General features: G+C 66.0%; 15 protein-coding genes. All 15 read left to right on the top strand.

Annotation, left to right across the window (positions count from 1 at the left end; translation table 11 throughout):
• The first annotated feature begins 4 nt into the window (after window positions 1–4).
• The 15 genes from MKI84_RS12955 (at window position 5) to MKI84_RS12885 (ending at window position 16,155) form a co-directional block, all read left to right on the top strand.
• Window positions 5–688, top strand: a complete 684-nt coding sequence (locus tag MKI84_RS12955) for a hypothetical protein (protein WP_241620036.1) — start codon at window positions 5–7, stop codon at window positions 686–688.
• Between the two features lie 74 nt (window positions 689–762).
• Window positions 763–2,562 (top strand): hypothetical protein, encoded by a 1,800-nt coding sequence (locus MKI84_RS12950; RefSeq protein ID WP_241620034.1) that lies wholly within the window; start codon window positions 763–765, stop codon window positions 2,560–2,562.
• Window positions 2,563–3,208: 646 nt separating this feature from the next.
• A complete protein-coding gene (locus MKI84_RS12945) occupies window positions 3,209–3,793 on the top strand; it encodes a hypothetical protein (RefSeq protein WP_241620032.1) in 585 nt (194 codons plus the stop codon).
• Window positions 3,794–4,089: 296 nt separating this feature from the next.
• On the top strand, window positions 4,090–5,670 hold the full coding sequence (locus MKI84_RS12940) for a hypothetical protein (protein ID WP_241620030.1): 1,581 nt from the start codon (window positions 4,090–4,092) through the stop codon (window positions 5,668–5,670).
• On the top strand, window positions 5,667–6,014 hold the full coding sequence (locus MKI84_RS12935; RefSeq protein ID WP_241620028.1) for a hypothetical protein: 348 nt from the start codon (window positions 5,667–5,669) through the stop codon (window positions 6,012–6,014). Before MKI84_RS12940 ends, MKI84_RS12935 begins: the two co-directional genes overlap by 4 nt.
• 44 nt (window positions 6,015–6,058) lie before the next feature.
• Window positions 6,059–6,316 (top strand): hypothetical protein, encoded by a 258-nt coding sequence (locus MKI84_RS12930; protein ID WP_241620026.1) that lies wholly within the window; start codon window positions 6,059–6,061, stop codon window positions 6,314–6,316.
• Window positions 6,316–7,935 (top strand): portal protein, encoded by a 1,620-nt coding sequence (locus tag MKI84_RS12925; RefSeq protein WP_241620024.1) that lies wholly within the window; start codon window positions 6,316–6,318, stop codon window positions 7,933–7,935. Before MKI84_RS12930 ends, MKI84_RS12925 begins: the two co-directional genes overlap by 1 nt.
• A complete protein-coding gene (locus MKI84_RS12920) occupies window positions 7,932–8,291 on the top strand; it encodes a hypothetical protein (protein WP_241620022.1) in 360 nt (119 codons plus the stop codon). The genes MKI84_RS12925 and MKI84_RS12920 overlap by 4 nt, the downstream gene beginning before the upstream one ends.
• Window positions 8,292–8,309: 18 nt before the next feature.
• Window positions 8,310–9,128 (top strand): hypothetical protein, encoded by an 819-nt coding sequence (locus tag MKI84_RS12915; protein WP_241620021.1) that lies wholly within the window; start codon window positions 8,310–8,312, stop codon window positions 9,126–9,128.
• A 78-nt stretch (window positions 9,129–9,206) separates the two neighbouring features.
• Window positions 9,207–10,082 (top strand): phage capsid protein, encoded by an 876-nt coding sequence (locus MKI84_RS12910; protein ID WP_241620019.1) that lies wholly within the window; start codon window positions 9,207–9,209, stop codon window positions 10,080–10,082.
• An 84-nt stretch (window positions 10,083–10,166) separates the two neighbouring features.
• Window positions 10,167–10,442 (top strand): hypothetical protein, encoded by a 276-nt coding sequence (locus tag MKI84_RS12905; RefSeq protein WP_241620017.1) that lies wholly within the window; start codon window positions 10,167–10,169, stop codon window positions 10,440–10,442.
• Window positions 10,443–10,516: 74 nt separating this feature from the next.
• Window positions 10,517–11,137 (top strand): phage connector family protein, encoded by a 621-nt coding sequence (locus MKI84_RS12900; protein ID WP_241620015.1) that lies wholly within the window; start codon window positions 10,517–10,519, stop codon window positions 11,135–11,137.
• Window positions 11,134–13,212 (top strand): phage tail protein, encoded by a 2,079-nt coding sequence (locus tag MKI84_RS12895; protein WP_241620013.1) that lies wholly within the window; start codon window positions 11,134–11,136, stop codon window positions 13,210–13,212. Before MKI84_RS12900 ends, MKI84_RS12895 begins: the two co-directional genes overlap by 4 nt.
• On the top strand, window positions 13,209–13,772 hold the full coding sequence (locus MKI84_RS12890) for a hypothetical protein (protein ID WP_241620011.1): 564 nt from the start codon (window positions 13,209–13,211) through the stop codon (window positions 13,770–13,772). The genes MKI84_RS12895 and MKI84_RS12890 overlap by 4 nt, the downstream gene beginning before the upstream one ends.
• 4 nt (window positions 13,773–13,776) lie before the next feature.
• Window positions 13,777–16,155 (top strand): D-Ala-D-Ala carboxypeptidase family metallohydrolase, encoded by a 2,379-nt coding sequence (locus tag MKI84_RS12885; protein WP_241620009.1) that lies wholly within the window; start codon window positions 13,777–13,779, stop codon window positions 16,153–16,155.
• Window positions 16,156–16,569 lie beyond the last annotated feature (414 nt).

Raw genomic sequence — 16,569 nt, 5'->3', positions numbered from 1 at the left:
CTCTATGTATCGCGGCGAACTGAAAGACGAATTTCTCGAGGCGGCACTGCTCGGCGCCCATGGCAGCGCCACCAGCATCATGCTGGCGATCGGCAGCGAGGAGCTGGCGAGCGCCGCGACCGCCGGGGATGGCGATGGGCGGGTGCTCGCCAATTTCTGGTATCTGCCCGGCAACTTCACCGCGGCGATCGCCGCGGCCGATGCCGTCTCGCTCGAGGGCGGGCCGATGCTCGATGATATTGCGCGCCTCGCCGTGGTCTATCGCGTCGATAATGGCGAGGTACTGTTCCGCCTCGCTTGTGAACGGCGCGTGTTCGATGCGCTCGGCGAGGAGTGGGCGGGGCTTTCACTCGCCCGGCGCAATGCGTGGCTGGTGTTCGGAACGGTGGCGAACCGGGTCTATGACGTGCTGCTCGAGGCCGATCGCGAGGGGGCACAGGTAGTGCCCATTCGAGGGCCGGCCTTTCTTGCTGAAACCATTTGGGATGAGGACAAGGAAGGGTCGATCGACCCGGTGCGCGCGGCGGCGGTTCAGATGATGGCGGCGCCGGAACCGGAGCTGAAGCCGGCGAAATCGCGGGGCAAGAAGGCCGCACCCGCCGATGCGGTAGCGCTTTCCATCACCTCGCCGGCAGAGATCGATCTGCCGCCCGAGACTGAAAGCCAACCCGAAAACGACAGCGACTGAGCGAAAAACCTATGGCAGAGCGTGGGGCAGGCGCCAGCGTTGTTGCGGGCGTCGTGGGTGGTGCTGTCGATCGTGTGCGTGGGCGCATTGAGCGCAAGCGGCAGATCGATGACCCGCCGATCGGTGCGGACCGGGATGGCGTGCATCCCGGCCAATGGCGCGCGCGCGGCCTCGAGGATCAGTACGGCCTGCCGCCGGGATGCCCGGTTCATCCGCTCGGCGTCGACGGACAGACCTTCTATTTCATCGACGACATCGGCCAGCTCTTCACCGTGCCGGAGGGCCGTCAGTTCGGCCAGGACGTGATCCAGCGCTTGTTCGGCTCACGGCCGCTCTATCTCTATTGGGCCTGGCCCAAGATTACGCCTCCGAAGAAGGAAGGCGAACCCTTCATCGTCACGAACTGGCGCGCCGAGCTGGTGCGTCAGGACCTGTTCCAGGCGGCGAAGAACAAGGGGCCGTGGAATTCGGTCGAGCGCATTCGCGGTCGCGGTGCGTGGACCACGAAAGACGGGCGCCTGGTGCTCCACTGCGGCGACGTTCTGTATCTCGACGGCCGGCAGGTCGACACCGGCGAGCATGGCGAATTCTTCTATCCCCGACGGCCGAGCATACCGCACCCTTGGCCCCGCGAAGTCGGCGATGACATCAACCCCGGCCCGAAGCTGGTGGAAATGCTCCGCACCTGGTCGTGGGACCGGCCGGACGTGGATCCGCTGCTGGTGCTGGGCTGGATCGTCGTTGCCATGCTCGGCGGCGCGTTGGAATGGCGGCCGAGCATCTTTCTGGTCGGCGATGCCGGCACCGGCAAATCGCACCTGCAACGGCTGATCAAGGCCGTGCTGGGCTCCATGCTGGTGCAGGCGACGGACACCACGCCGGCCGGCCTCTATCAGCGCATCGGCACCGACGCGCTACCGGTCGGCGTCGACGAGCTCGAGGCGGAGGCGGATAACAGGAAGGCAGCCGCCGTGGTGAAGCTGGCGAGGCTCTCGGCTTCGGGAGGCTTGATGCTGCGCGGCGGTCAGGACAATTCCGGCGTGGAGTTTCAGGCGCGATCGCCCTTCCTGTTTTCGGCGATCGTGGCGCCGGCGCTGCCGCCGCAGGACCTGTCCCGTCTCGGCATGCTGACGCTGAAGGAACTCGATCCCGCCAAGGTGGCGACGCCGCCGGTCCTCGAGGCGATCGACACGATCGGGCCGCGCATGCTTCGCCGGCTGATGGACCGCTGGGGCGAATGGCCCGAGTTGCTCGCGGCATACAAGGCCGCGCTGTTCAAGGGCGGGCACGACACGCGCGGGCAGGACACCTACGGCACGCTGCTCGCCGCCGCGCATCTGCTGCTCGGCGACGAAGCGATGGCGGCCGCCGGCGTCCCTTCGATCGACAAGTGGGGCGTGCTGCTCGGCGTCGACGCGCTGCCCGACCATGTGAGGAAAGAACAGAACTGGCGCAAATGTGTCATGCACATCCTCACCTCGCGGGTGCCGAGCTGGCGCCACGGCCAGCGCCAGACCATCGGCCAGCTCCTCGAGGATCTCCAGTCGAGCCGGCTGGTGATGGATGGCGGGCTTAGCTTCGATGACGCGGTGCGCCAGATGGGGCAGGCCGGCATCGGGCTGTTCAAGGATCTGAGCCTTTCCGAAGGGCTCATCCTCGCGGTGCCGAACAATTCGCCGCTGCTGGCAGAGCTGTTCGAGGGCTCGCAATGGGCCGGCACCGCCGGCACGGGCGGCTGGGCAGGCTCGCTGAGGCAGGGACCGCCCCATGTAATCGTGACGGACAAGAAGAAGAACAACCGCAAGGTCGCAGGGCTCGCCCAGCGCTGCACGCTGATCCTGCTCGATGAATTCTTGAAGATGGTGGACGTGTGATGCGCACTGCGAAGCGCCTGACAAGAGCGCCGCCAGCCAGTCGCCCGTGTAGGGCGGCTGGCATCCCCGTGCGCGGCCTCGGCGCTTTGCTCCGCATAGACCAAGCGGCCGGCAGGCCGCGCCGATTGGCGCGCCTGCGGCGCGCCTTCTTGCATCGATCTGCCGGCCGACCAGGCCGGCTCCGCTCTCCCCTAACCCTCACCCATTAGCGCCGCCATGCACCCGCGCCCGCACCCCATACGCCCATGTCACCCCGGCCCCATTGCGGTTGACGTTGCCCTTCTCGGCTCAGGATCAGGGAAGTCTGGCGGGTGGCCTGTCGGGCGATGGGTTCGGGGGCAACACCGGCAACACCATCAAGCGGCGGTGTTGCGGCAAGTGTTGCGGCGCAAGGCTCTGTTCTAGCAGCGGAAATCGACGGGATTTGACCATGGCAACACCGGCAACACCGGATCGCCCTCACGTATATCCATACGCACGCGCGCGCGTATGGATGGATATTGGTGTTGCTAGTGTTGATGGTGTTGCTTTGGTTATAAGCGACCGAAATCATTCGCGAATTTCGGCAACACTTGGGGCAACACCGGCCGGGATGGTGTTGCCGGGTTCGGCGGCGAAACCGAATAAATCCGGGGGGTTTTGAGGGATGGCGGAGCGCGCCGACGGCGAGAAAAATCCGCAGGCCACGCTGCCGGGCGTCGAGCCCCTGCGGCTGCGCGCGCCGGGGCGGCCGGCCGGCGCCGAGGGACGCTCGAAGAAGCAGCTTCGCGAGTACCTGGCCGGCCTCGGCTACAGCGATCCGGCCGTGGTCCTGGCGGAAACGATGTCGATGGCGGACGCCGACCTCCAGCATGTGTTGAGCCAGCGGGTGAAGGAGCCGGACGGCAGTGTTCGCACCGAGCGCGTGACGCTGGCGGAGGCGCGCGCGATCCGGCTGCGCGCGGCGGCGGAGCTGATGCCCTACCTGCACGGCAAGATGCCGACGGTGGAGCTCCAGCCGGACGAGAAGCTGCCGATGCTCATCCTTGAGCTCGGGACGAACCAGCTCGACATCGATCGCGGGCGGATCGATGGCGGGCAGCGGGCGGGTGCGCTCTCGGTCGGCCTGCCGCTCTTGGAAAATCAAGGACTTAGCGGCGGCGACGCGGAGGCGTCTCACGGCGCGACCGTCTCACAGGCAGGCGAAAGCGAGGAAGCGCAAGGCTTTGCTGGCGATGATGGCGATGATTGAAAATCAACGGGTCTCGACCGCCGTCCCCCCTCGCCGGATAGGCGGAGGGTGCGAAGGGCGCCCGATGCCGGGTGCCGCCGGGCCGGCCGGCCGGGCCGCACCTCCCCCCCGGCCTCGGCCGAAGGCCTTCCCCGAAGGCCCCCCCGCCCCCCATGCAGGGGCATGTGTTCTCACACCGATGCCAAATTCAGCGACGACGCCCGGTGGAGAGGCCGTGAAAATTCAGGTGCATGAAGGGGTGGGGGTGCGGGCCGCTCAAGTATCGCGTCAGATCACAGCCGGAAAGGGCGCGCGAAATGCTTGATGAAACCGACGTGCGCTCACTGGTGGCGGACCTTGAGCAGGATGATGACTTCGATCCTTTCAGATATCGCCCGCCCGGTCCAGTCTCCCAGTCGTTCTTGAACAATCAGCGGGACCTCACGCAATTTCTGATGGGGCCGGTGGGCGGGGGAAAGACCACGACATGCGCCTTCAAGCGCGTGCTCGCGGCCACGCTCATGCCGCCGGACAAGAAAGGCTTGCGGCGCTCGCGCTGGGTGGTGGTGCGCACCTCGTTCCGTGACGCCGATCGGACGGTGCTGAAGAGTTGGCAGCAATGGTTCCCGAAAACCTATCCCGGGTCGAGCTGGCAGGGCGGCAATGACCGGCCGGTGACGCATGTTCTGCGCTGGCGGATGTTGGACGGCACCACGGTGGAGGCGGAAACCATCTTCATCGGCCTGGGCGAGCATCGCATCTCGGAAGTGCTGCGCGGCCTCGAAATCTCCGGCGCCTGGCTCAATGAGGCGGACACCCTTGGCGACGATGCCCTTGCCGCCGTCGAGCAGCGCGTGGGGCGCTATCCGGCCCGCGTCGACCTCGCGGACCCATCGCTGCCGCGCCATCGTCAGGTTATTGGTGATCTGAACGCGCCGGATGAAGACAACTGGGTCCATTCGACCTTCATGGAGAACGCGAAGCCGAACCGCGTGCTCTATGCCCAGCCGTCCGGTCGCCATCCCGATGCCGAGAATCTCGGGAACCTCGAGGCGGGCTATTACGAGAACATGGTGGAGACGCAAGAGGACTGGTTCGTCCGGCGCTTCGTCGACAATCTGTTCGGCTATTCCCGCGACGGCAAGCCGGTCTTTCCATCCTTTGATCGCGCGCGCCATGTGGCGGCGCGTGACATTGCGCCGGATCCCGGCCTGCTGACCCTGATTGGCCTCGATGCCGGGCTGCACCCCGCCGCGATGATCGGCCAGGTGACGCCACGCGGGCAGATCCGCATCACGGATGAGCTGTACCTCGGGCATGGCTATGGCGCCGATCGCTTCGGCGAAGCGCTGCTCGATCTGCTCGACCGCCGCGGCTACCCGGCGCGCTCGAGCAGCGCCTATCGGGCCTGGGCGGATCCGGCCTCGCAATACGGCGCCGATCGCGAGGGCGGCGAGCTCGCCTGGTATGAGGCGATCAGCGCTGTGCTCGGCATCGCCGTGCAGATCCCGATCTCGAACGAGTTGTCATTGCGCATAGGTGCGGTGAGCCAGGAGCTCCGGCACAGTTTTGACGACGGGTCGCCGCGCTTGATCGTCTCGCCTCACTGCAAGATGACCATCCGCGCGTTGTCGAGCGCCTATCGGTACAAGAAACGGATCGATGGGCAGTACGACCCCGTGCCTGAAAAGAACGCGGCCTCTCACCCCATGGACGGCTTGCAATATCTGGTGCTGGGCTATCGCGGCCGCGCCGGCGTGGTGCGCGAGGCTGGCGCCGGCGGCCGCGTCGCCGATCGCAGCCCGCCCATGGGCCACAATGGCGGCCCGCCCCTGCGGGCCGGTGGGTTCGATCCGCACCGGGTCGGCCTCGGTGGTGGCTGGGGGCGCTATTCATGACCGTCTTGCGCTCGCCGGCCTCGCTCATGGATATCGCCGCCTGCGCCGGCAACTGCTCGGCGTTCAAATGGTCGGCTCTGCGCGTGCAATTCGAGACCGCCGATACCTGGGCACTGCGGGCAGATGATGGATCCTCGATTGCCGTGGGTGGTATCCAGCGTGATGGCGGTGCCTGGTTCATTGCGGCGCCGGTCGCCGCGCGGCATCTGCCTGCGATCGTGCGTGCGATCCGCGCGACCGTGCCGCCCGGCATTCGTGTGGACATCCGGACGCCCGAAGGAGCGCGGCTCGCTCGACTTGCGGGCTTCCGGCCTCAGGCTGATGGCATCTGGCGCTTCGGTTGACCTTGCCGGGCGAGCCTTAGCGTCACCTCATCAGGAGGTGCGCAATGTCGTCTGTTTTTGGTGGTGGATCATCGACAAAGGCCAGTGTGAACGCGAGCAATCGGGCCGCTGAGCTCTCGCGCCAGCAGGCGGCGGCGGCGCAGCGGCGTCAGCTGGCGGACATGGCGCGGCAGCAGGCGGAGGTCGATCAGGCCAAGGCGTCGGGGGGTGGCCAGCGTGGCCGTCGCCTGCTCACCTTCCTCGCGCCGCCCACGCTAGGCGGAGGCTCCGACGGCGCTGGCACCTTCGGCGGTGTTTCCTGATGGCGAAGGCGGCTGGTCCAGCTTCGCCGCTCGCGGCGCTGAAGAAACGCCGGGATAAAGCTCAGGGCGTGCGGAGTTCCTTCCAGCCGCTGCTCGATGACGCCTACAAATATGCCATCCCCTACCGGAAGGACGCTTCAGAGGGCACCGGGCAGGAGCGCGTCAACGAGGTCTATGACCACACGGCGATCGTCTCCGCGTTCCGGTTCTCTGGGAAGCTTCAAAGCGATCTCGCACCGCCGGGAGAGACCTTTTTCAAGATCGAGCCCGGGCCGCTGGTACGGGATGCCAGGATCAAGGAGGAGCTCGCGGCGGAGCTCACCAAGATCCGCGATGTGGTCGCATCCTCTCTGCTCGATGGCGAGTGGGATAACGCGTTCTCCGAGATGGCGCTGGATTTGTCGGCTGGCACTGGCGCGATGCTGGTGCTCGAGGGAGAGGGTGAAAAGCTCGCGCGCTTCATGACCGCGCCGATATCGGAAATCCTGCTCGAGGCCGGCGGCTTCGGCGACATCTCCGGCATCTTCTGGAAGCGGAAATGGTCGATCCGCGCCATTCGTGACGCCTGGCCACGCGCCAAGTTCGGCGTGAAACTGGCGGAGATGGAGGAAAAAGACCCGGAAGCCGAGATCAACCTCTACCAGGACACGGTGTGGGACGGCAAAGCCAAGCGCTGGCGCCATACCGTGTGGTGCGACGAGAGCGAGGCGCCGATCAGCACCAAGGCGTACCGCACCTGCCCGTGGCTGACGCCGCGCTATTTCAAGGTGTCGGGCGAGGTCTATGGGCGCGGCCCGGTGATGCTCGCCATGCCGACCATCCGCACGCTGAACACCGCACAGCGCTACACGCTGCAAGCAGCGGCGATTGCCATGATCGGCATCTACACCACGATCGACGACGGCGTGTTCAACGTCGAAAACTCGCCGATCGCGCCGGGAGCCTTCTGGAAGGTGGCGCGCAATGGCGGCACGCTAGGGCCTTCGGTACAGCGTTTTCCTGATCCGCGCATTGATTTGAGCAACCTCGTCCTGAACGACCTGCGCATAAGCGTGCAGGCGGCGATGATGGATCAAAGCCTGCCGCCGGACGGCGCAGCGGTGCGCTCGGCGACGGAAATCCTCGAGCGCGTGAAACGCCTCGCCTCGGATCATGTCGGCGCCTTCGGGCGACTGGTGGCGGAGATCATCGTGCCGCTGGTGCGCCGCCTGATCGAGATCGCCTATACCCGCCGGCTGATCGAGTGGGAAACCCCGATCGATCAGCTTCTTGTGCGCGTCAGCGTGTCGTCGCCGCTGGCGATCGCCCGAGAAACCAGCCGCGTACAGAAGATCGTCCAGTGGCTGGAAATGGTGTCGATGCTGATGGGGCCGAAGGTCAATCAGGTCGCGAAGGTGGGCGAGGCACTCGCCGAGATCGGCCGCATCATGGATGTTCCTCCCGACTTTATCCTCACTGCCGATGAGCGGGCGCAGGCTGTGCAGAAGGATGAGGAAATGGCGATGGCGGCCATGGCTGCGCAAGCGGGAGGCCAGCTCGCGCCCCTCATGGGCCATAACGGCGGCCCGGATATCAACGATGCGCCCGCCGATCCCGTTCCGCCGGAGACCGCCCTATGAGCTCGTTTTTCGAGGATGCCGTCACCGCCGTTATGAACGGCAATTTCGACCAGTTCGACAAGCTGCAGAAAGACCAGGCCGAAAACTCGAAAAAGGAGCGTCGCCGAGCGCAGGAGGCACGCGAGCGCCTGGCTGGCTGCGCGGCGCGCCTTGCCGAGAGTGACGACGGCCGTGCGCTGCTCGACTGGATTGCCGAACGCACCCTGCGCCGCGTCACCTTCCTGGTCATGCCGGGGATGCCGGCCGACCAGGTGGCGCTGATGGGCGCCAAGCGCGAGGGCGCCAACGAGCTCGCTTTTGAAATCGCACGTCTCGTCGCCGAGGGTCGCGGCGAGACCCTGCTACCCCGTACCTGACCCTAAAGAGGATCCGCCATGCGCTTTCACCATCGTTCCTCGGGCTCGGCCCTTTTTCTCGCGTCCACACGCTATGTCCGCATCGCCTTTTCCACGGAAGGAGGCGATGGGGGAGCGCCGCCGGCGGCCGCTGCTGCCGGCGACGGCGCGCCGGAAATCTACCGGCCCGATGGCCTTTCCGATGATCTCGCCGGCGCCAGCGACCGCGAGACCATCGACAAACTGTACGGTGCCTTCAAGGGTGCCACCACGCCGGGCGAGGCCAAGGATTACATCGTCGCCTGGGATGGCGACCACAAGGACGCTCTCACGGGCGCGTTCGGCAATGCGGACGATCCGCTCTATTCCGCTGCGCGCGATGCCGCGGTGAAGCACGGTATTCCCCCGAAAGCATTTGCCGGCCTGATGACCGATGTGTTCGGCCCAGCCCTCGCAAACGGCGTGCTGCCGCCCCCCTTCAATCCGGCGGCGGAAATCGAGGCGTTCGGCAAGGCGATCGGCGTCACCGACAAGAACGCGCTCACCAGAGAAGTCACTGAACGGCAGAGCTGGGCGACCGGTCTCGGCAAGCAGCTGGGCCTCTCCGCCGACGAACAGATGGCGTTCGACGTGCTCACCGACACGGCCGCCGGTCTCGGCCTGGTCGACAAATTCCGCGGACTGCTCGGCGGCGAGGGGATCAAGGTCGAAGGTGGCTCGGCGCCCGCCGGCGCCGGCTTGTCCAAGGATGAACTCCACAAGCTCGACAGCGATCCGCGCATCGATCCTGATTCAAGGACCTTCGATCCTGGCCTGCGCAAGCGCTACGACGCCGCGTATCAGAAGCACTACGGTTGACGCGCACACCCGCGCCTTAGCGTCGGTTCCATTCACGGGACCGGCGCCGCCGCGGTCCCTTAGGCACAGAGGGACCCCATGGCGACGACGGAAATGCCGAACTGGTTTGTGACCCAGTTCAACAAGCGCGCTCACCACATCTATCAGGCGAAGGGCAACCGGCTTAAGGGCACGGTCGCGCCGGCCGATCGCGTGGAAGGCGAGAAGGCGAAGTGGCGCCTGATCGGCAAGGGCGAGGCGACGGAGTTCCAGCGCGGCCAGCGCGCGACGCCGGCGAATACGGGTCGCGGCGTGGTGGAAGCGCCCCTGAAAACCTTCCAGTTCTTCGACGAAGTGCACGACTTCGACGCCGATCGCGCCGCCGATCCCAACAACGCCCAGGAGAAGGAGAAAATCTTCCAGCAGGGCGGCATGGCGCTCGGCCGCAAGGCGGATCGCGAAATTCTTGGCGCGATCAATGCGCTCGCACCGGTCGCCGGCGCGAGTTTCATCGATATCGGCACCGACGCGTTCACCGCGGCGCATGCCCTCGCGATGTGCCAGCGCCTTCAGGCGAAGGATATTCCGTGGGAAGGGGAGGTGTTCTGCGGCCTGCCGTCCCTGCTCTGGAACCAGCTGCTTTCGGCCAAGCAGGTCAACAGCGCGGAGCACATCGGTCAGGATCTGCCCTTCGTGAAGGCGACCGATACGCGGTTCTGGAACGGCGTGAACTGGTTTTTGTTCTCCGACCAGTATTTCCCGGTGCCGGCGGCCAACAAGGTCGATGTTTTTCTGTGGCACAAGGAAGCCGTCGGCCACGCGCCTCATACCGATCTGAACACCACCTGGCAGTGGGACAACCGGCTGACGTGCTGGACGCTCAACATGCTGTCCAAGGCGGCGAATGTCGGCCTTCAGGCGGACGGCATCGTTCGTCTGCGAGCCCCGACCAATACCCCCATCACGCTGAACTGACGCTGCGCCGCCCGGCGCAGGGCCGGGCGGGTTCCCTCATGCATATGCCCGCGCATATTTCGCCGGGCTTTTCGGAGAAAACCCATGGCCTACAATGCTCTCGGCCTCATGCGCTTTGCGGATGGTGGCGCGATCGGGGTCGGCGCCGGCTCCGTCAAGGGGCTGTTCGACTACCAGACCACCGACGCGGCGGCGGCGGTCGAAGCGGGCGGCTATTTCAATGCGGCTGCGCCGATCCTCCCCGTCGGGTCGAAGATCTTCGCCTCCATCGAAGTCGGCTCGGCCACCAAGCTGAAAACCTATGTCGTCACCGGCAACACCGGCACGGTGGTGACGATCGCGGCTCAGACCACCGCCTGACCGACTAGGCGGTGGCTGACGGCGGCCGGGGAGGCGGACCCCCGGCCGCCACCCCATTTTTCCAGGTGCGTTCGATGCTTGATCCCATCACCATTGTACAGCGCGCCGCCATGCGAATTGGCGAAGAACTCCCCAGCTCGATGGCCGACGTGGTCGGAGAGGACAGTATCGAGCTCGTCTTCAATGATGTGGTCGACTTCTGCCTCGATCTGCACCCGTGGGATTTCACACGCGAACTGCGCTCACTCTCCCGCCTTGCAGGGCCGGAGGGCGGGCGGGTTCTCGGATATCCCTTCGCCTACCAGCTCCCCACCGACGTCATCGGTGAGCCCCTCCGTGTGGTCCAGGATCATTCCGAGCCGGATGTTCCCTATTTTCGCTGGACGATGCACGGCCCCTACATACTCGCGGCGGATGAGCCGCTCTATGCGGTGTTCAATGTGCGGCCGCCTCCGATCCGCTGGCCGGGAGCATTCCGCAATGCCGTGGTTCTGGCGATCGCGGCCGAGCTGGCGCTCTCAATGGCGTCGAACGAGAGCCTGCGAGCCGATCTGCGTCGCGATGCGTATGGCCCTCCGAGCGATGATTTCCGCGGCGGTGCCATTGGGGTCGCGATCCGCAACCAGGCGTTTCGTACCCCGGCGAAAAAGATGTCCCCCGGGCTCGATCCGTTCAGCAGTGCGTGGCGCGGATGAAGCGTTCGGGCCGCAAGCAGTCCGCATTTACCGCCGGTGAGCTCGCGGCATCGGTGTGGGAGCGCGACGATTTCAAGTATTTCTGGGCGGGTTTGCGTGAAGCGGTGAATGTTGATGTCACCCCTCAGGGCGGGCTGACGATCCGCCCCGGCCTGCGGCGCGAGGCGCTGCTACCGCCCAGCGCGAGCCGGGCTTTCAGTTTCACGGCATCGAATGGCGCCGTCTATGACATTATCGCGTCGGACGGCGTTTTCAGCATCTGGCAAGGCCCGACGCTGATGTCGCAAGTCGGCAATGATTACAGCTCGGCGATGTTAGGCGAGCTGGTCATGGCCCAGCAACTCGACACGGCGATACTGACGCATCCGCTTCGGCCGCCGCGGCGGTTGCTGCATTATGGCCCGTCGAGCTGGGTGCTCGATGACGTTCCGCTCAACGGTATTCCGCTATTTGACTATGGTGCAGCCTACACCAATGGCGTCAGCGCCGAATGGGACATCGAGCTGATCGGCTTTCGCGAAGGCGATGACCCGAAAAATGAAAGCGTCATCTTCACGCTCACCGTGACCGGCTCCGAAACGGCCTCATTGCGTCTTGCCGGCCCCCCCGATGCACCGCACGCCACCCTTACGGCTCATGCGATCAGGGATGCCATTCTGGAACTTCCAAACATGTCTGCGGGTGTTGGCGTCGGCGTCATCGACGCTGGCCTCGATAGGTATCGCGTCTACTTTGGCGGCGCCGCCAATGCCGGCGACGCATGGGCCGTGTCAGGCCGTGTCGTGAACAAGGCTGATGCTGCCGTTGTCTGCGTCAAGCGTGTGGCGGGCGTCGCGCCTGGTGAGCCAATCATTTCTTATGTCCGGGGTTGGCCACGCTGTGCGGTGTTCTACCAGCAGCGTCTGATGCTTGGTGGGCTCGTGAGCCAGCCAAATACCTACATGGTGTCGCGTACCGGCGATTACTTCAATTTCGATGAACGCAACGACACCGCCGCCGGTGCGTTCCGTGTGCCTATGGATATCCCCGGCGGCGAAATCATCCGCCGCATGGTGGCTGCGCGGGATCTTCTGATCCTAACCAACAGCGCCGAATATTCGATCGCCGATCGCGAGTTCAGCAAGACCAAGCCACCGGTGCATGTCGAGGCCAGCCGCAATGGCCTGCGCGGAAATGGCGTCGCGGAAAACGAAGGCGCTGTGCTGTTCGCATTCGCGCGCGGCGGCGGCGTCGGCGAAATGCGCTGGACCGACGTGAGCGGCAATTATGCCACCGGCGATCTCGGGCTTCTGGCCCCGCACCTGGTTGCCAACGTTGCGGATCTTGCCGTGCGCGGAAAAACTGGCTCGCAGCAGGGCAACCGGATCGCGTTGGTTCGCGACGATCATCGGTTGGTGCTTGGAACGCTTCTGCGGGAGCAAGAAGTCACAGCCTTTTCGAGGGTCGGAAGCGAAGGCGATTTCATCTCGGTCGCGTGCAACTGGCGCAATGAGCTGAAGGTTATTGTGCAGCGGCCGCTGATTAATGGCATGCGCTCGCTCGAGTCCTTCGAAGAAGGCCTGCTGCTTGATGATGCGCAGAGCTTCACGATCTCACCGCCCACCAGTCTGATTGCTCCGCTCGACCATGGTGATGGAACCATCCTGTGGGTGATTGGTGACGGCGACGTATTCGGCCCGCTCACGGTTAGCGGCGGCGCGGTGACGCTGCCGCGCCCCGTAAGCAACGTCACTTATGGTCGCTGGATACCGCCTTGGATCTCGACACTCCCGCTCTCGCGGGAGGTCGGTCCCAAGACGGTGGTGACAGGCTTCGGCCGGATCCACACGGTGCATCTGAACCTTGAGGACACAACCTCAGTCGCGATCTCGGTCAATGGCGGCCCGGTGCGTGATGTCGATCTGTTCCGCGCCGTCGATATCTCGGCGGGCGCACCCGAGTTGTCGCAAGGCTTCACTGGTCAGCGAACCATTCGTGACCTCCGCGGTTGGCGCAGCGATCCTTACGTGACCATCACACAGCTCCGCCCCGGTCGCCTCACACTTAAATCGATCACGGTGGAGGCTGCGCTATGAGCTTTCTTGTTCCGGTTTTCGGCGCCCTCCTGCCTGCTGTCGGTTCGGCCGCTCCCGCTGCCGCTGGAGCCGCGGCGGCCGGCGTGACCGCGGCAGGCGCGGGCTTCAGTGGATTGTCCGCGCTCTCGATCCTTTCCGGCGCGGCGTCGATCGTCGGCGCGCTTGGCAGCGTGGCTGCCGGTAGATCGGAGGCGCAGAGCATCACGGCGCAGGCCAAACAGGAGGAGCTCGACGCCGATCGCGAAAGCAATCTCGGCTTGCAGCGCCGCACGGCGATCAAGCGTGAGCTGCTGTCGGTGCTTGGAGAAAACGACGTGCGCGGCGCGGCCGCAGGCATCGATCTAGGTTCCGGCCTGGTGCAGGACCTCAATGCCGCGGCCGAGAGCAACGCGGCGCAGGAGCTCTCCGTCGATCGCGCCGACCAGGACTACCGAGCTGCCCAGCGTCGCGCTCGTGCTTCTTCGCTCTATGCGCAGGCTTCGGCCGTGCGTCGCGCGGGCAACCTGCGCGCGGCCGGCGGGCTGCTGAGCGCGGGCATCAGCATGGCGAACAGGGGGTGATCTCATGGTGAACCGTCGATCCTCGTCGCCCGGCGGGTTCCGGCAGGTAGAGGCGCGCGGCCAGATTTCGGCACCGATTTCCGGGGTTGTACCAGTATCCGGTGTGGCGGGTGCTGCGGTCGCGTCGGTATTCAACGGCCTGGGCGAGCAGCTTGGCCGCATGGCAGACCGGGCCGCCGCTCGCGAAGGCGAGGCGGCCGGCCTTGCGGCTGGTGCTGCGGCCGGCGCCGCCCATGTGCCTGAGGTGGCGTCGCCGGCCCCGCCGTCGCGCGTCGCCGGCACCTCGGCGGATCTCGATGGGCTTTCCGGTGGCGCGCGTGCACTGCTCGACGGGATCACGGGCGCCGGCGTGGTGCCGGAACTGCGCGTGACATCCGGGTATCGCAATCCCGCGCGGAACGCCGCCGTCGGCGGGGCGCGTGGCTCGCAGCACCTGCATGGCGAGGCGCTGGATATCGATATCTCCGGCTATAGCGACGATCAGAAGGCAGCGCTGCTTTCGGCCGCTGTCGCCAGCGGCGCGCGGGGCGTGGGCATCTACAAAAGCGGCAATTCCCTTCATGTCGATGCGCGTGAAAACCCGGCGGTATGGGGCTCGGCAGGCAATGCCTATGCCGGCCATTCCGTCGACCAGGCGCCGCCCTGGGCGCAGCCGGCGCTGCGCACCATGTTCGGCGAGCCGGCGGCGAGAGCGATGCCGGCATCTGCGTCGGCGCCGCGCATGGCGCTGCGCCGCGACGGCACCATTGCCGGCGAGGCTTACGATGCGGCGGCGGAGCGAGCTTTCTCCTGGCGGTTCGCCGCCGGCGTCGACGCAGCTCTGACCAGTGCGTTCGATCAGCACCAGGATGATCCCAACGGCTTCTCCGCGGCATTGAACGACGCTCGCGAGGCGCTGTTCAAGGATCCCAACCTCGCCGATCCCGAGATCCGTGAGGCGGCGGAACGCCAGTTCACCAGTCGCGCCCTGACCTATAGCCAGCAGATCGAAAAACGCGCGATTGCCCGCCAGCGCGCCGACATGTCGGCGGCGGCCGATGAACAGCATGAGGCGGCGAAGGGGGATCTAGAGCGCCGCGCCTTCGTGCTTGCCAGCTCTCCCGAAGGCGATGCGGAGCTCGAGCGCGAAATTCGGCGCAATAGCGCGATTATCGATGGGCAGGCAGCATCCGGCAGCATCGCGCCAGCGGAGGCGATGCGGCGGCGGCGCGAATTGATGGACGTGGCGGCACGCGCGCGGGTGCGTGGCGCCTTCGAGCAATTGCCGGATCTTGCAGCGAAGGAGCAGTTCGCCTCTGGCCTGACGGCCGCCTGGGGGGAGAAGAAAGGCCCACTGGCGGCGTTGGACTACAGCACGGTCTACGGGCTCCAGAATGAGCTGATTGGCAAGGCGCGCAACGAGCGCAACATCGAACGGCGCAGTTCGGCGCAGGGGCGCCTCGAGCTTACTTCAGCGATCCGGGCGGATGTCGCCAGCCTGCGTGAAACCGGCGCGCCGGTGCTCGTCGGTGGTCGCGAGCTTGAGTTCGACGACGTGCGTCAGATCCTCGGCGCGCCCGCCGCGGTGAAATGGGCGGATGATCGCCAGCAGGCACGAACGCTTTATCAGGCAACGGCGGATTTCGGCGTGTTGCCGGAGGGTGAAATCGAAGCGCGGCTTGCCGAGCTCGAACCGCGCCCGGGGGATGTGGAGTTCGCCGGCGCCGCGAAGGTGCGCGATGACGCCCGCAAGAGGGCCAAGAGCCTGCTCGATCGCCGGCGCACGGATCCGGCGGCAGCCGTCGATGAGGCGTTCGACGCGGTTCGCGCGGCTAAGGATGCGCTCAACCCGAACAATCCCAGCTCATATCGCGATCTCGCGGCGCTGCGCATGGATGCCCAGTCGCAGCTGGGCATTCCAGACCTCGCGCGCCAGCCACTCACGAAGCGAGAAGCGCAGGCCATCGCGCTCGACATCACCCGCGCACCGAACCCTGACCGTGCCGCCCTCGATGTAGGCCGGCAGGTTGTCGAGCGCTATGGCGACCAGGCCGACGAAGTGCTTGCTCAAGTGCTGCGGTCGGCCGGTTCCGAGCGCGAGGCGTCTGCGACTGCGGCGGCGGTGCTGCGCCGTGCCGGCGTGGGCCAGCCGGTCACGGTCAATCCGGCCGTGGATGATGCCGCCCGGGCTGACGCGGCCGCCACGGCGCAGGCGCCGGGCAGGCCGGCAGCCTTCAAGGAAGTGCCGAGCTATCAGTCCATCCGGCAGTTGATCGACAACCCGGCATTGGGCCCGACCTTTGACGCCCGGTTCGGCGCGGGCTGGGCGCAGTTCTATCTCGACATGCAGCGGTCGGCGGCGCCGGCTCCCGATGACGGTGAAAGCTGGAGCCCCGCACCGTGAGCGATGATCTCGACACCACCGTTTTCGACGCGGCGCAGACCGGCGCCGACACGCTCACCGGCGGGCCGGCGCCGTCCTTCTCGGAGCGGTTCGCTGCCAATTTCGAGGCGGCGGTCCGCTATGGGACCTTGCTCGGAGCGACACGCGATGCGCTGCACTCCGAGGCTGAGACCGGCCGCCAAGCGTTCGATGCCTATTATGAAAGCCTGCCGGGGTGGCAGAGCTGGGACGAAGGAATTGCCGCACTCGGCGGCCAATTCGCCGGCACGCTGACGGGCCTCGAGAACTACGTCCCGATCGGGCTTGGTGCGCGCGCCTTGCAGGCGATGGGGCGATCAGGCACCAGCGTCGCCGCGCGGGTGTTCGCCGGCGCAACCGATGCTGCGGTCACCAATGCGGTGATCGATAGCGGCA

Origin of the sequence: Ancylobacter gelatini, assembly GCF_022601675.1 — a bacterium.
Classification (GTDB): Bacteria; Pseudomonadota; Alphaproteobacteria; order Rhizobiales; family Xanthobacteraceae; genus Ancylobacter; species Ancylobacter gelatini.
The sequence above is the reverse complement of the archived record's forward strand: the minus strand, read 5'-3'. Positions and strand labels throughout refer to the sequence as shown.

Coding starts and splice junctions, on each gene's coding strand:
- MKI84_RS12955 (WP_241620036.1), top strand. CDS start 5: ATGTATCGCGGCGAACTGAAAGACGAATTTCTCGAGGCGGCACTGCTC.
- MKI84_RS12945 (WP_241620032.1), top strand. CDS start 3,209: ATGGCGGAGCGCGCCGACGGCGAGAAAAATCCGCAGGCCACGCTGCCG.
- MKI84_RS12940 (WP_241620030.1), top strand. CDS start 4,090: ATGCTTGATGAAACCGACGTGCGCTCACTGGTGGCGGACCTTGAGCAG.
- MKI84_RS12935 (WP_241620028.1), top strand. CDS start 5,667: ATGACCGTCTTGCGCTCGCCGGCCTCGCTCATGGATATCGCCGCCTGC.
- MKI84_RS12930 (WP_241620026.1), top strand. CDS start 6,059: ATGTCGTCTGTTTTTGGTGGTGGATCATCGACAAAGGCCAGTGTGAAC.
- MKI84_RS12925 (WP_241620024.1), top strand. CDS start 6,316: ATGGCGAAGGCGGCTGGTCCAGCTTCGCCGCTCGCGGCGCTGAAGAAA.
- MKI84_RS12920 (WP_241620022.1), top strand. CDS start 7,932: ATGAGCTCGTTTTTCGAGGATGCCGTCACCGCCGTTATGAACGGCAAT.
- MKI84_RS12915 (WP_241620021.1), top strand. CDS start 8,310: ATGCGCTTTCACCATCGTTCCTCGGGCTCGGCCCTTTTTCTCGCGTCC.
- MKI84_RS12910 (WP_241620019.1), top strand. CDS start 9,207: ATGGCGACGACGGAAATGCCGAACTGGTTTGTGACCCAGTTCAACAAG.
- MKI84_RS12905 (WP_241620017.1), top strand. CDS start 10,167: ATGGCCTACAATGCTCTCGGCCTCATGCGCTTTGCGGATGGTGGCGCG.
- MKI84_RS12900 (WP_241620015.1), top strand. CDS start 10,517: ATGCTTGATCCCATCACCATTGTACAGCGCGCCGCCATGCGAATTGGC.
- MKI84_RS12895 (WP_241620013.1), top strand. CDS start 11,134: ATGAAGCGTTCGGGCCGCAAGCAGTCCGCATTTACCGCCGGTGAGCTC.
- MKI84_RS12890 (WP_241620011.1), top strand. CDS start 13,209: ATGAGCTTTCTTGTTCCGGTTTTCGGCGCCCTCCTGCCTGCTGTCGGT.
- MKI84_RS12885 (WP_241620009.1), top strand. CDS start 13,777: ATGGTGAACCGTCGATCCTCGTCGCCCGGCGGGTTCCGGCAGGTAGAG.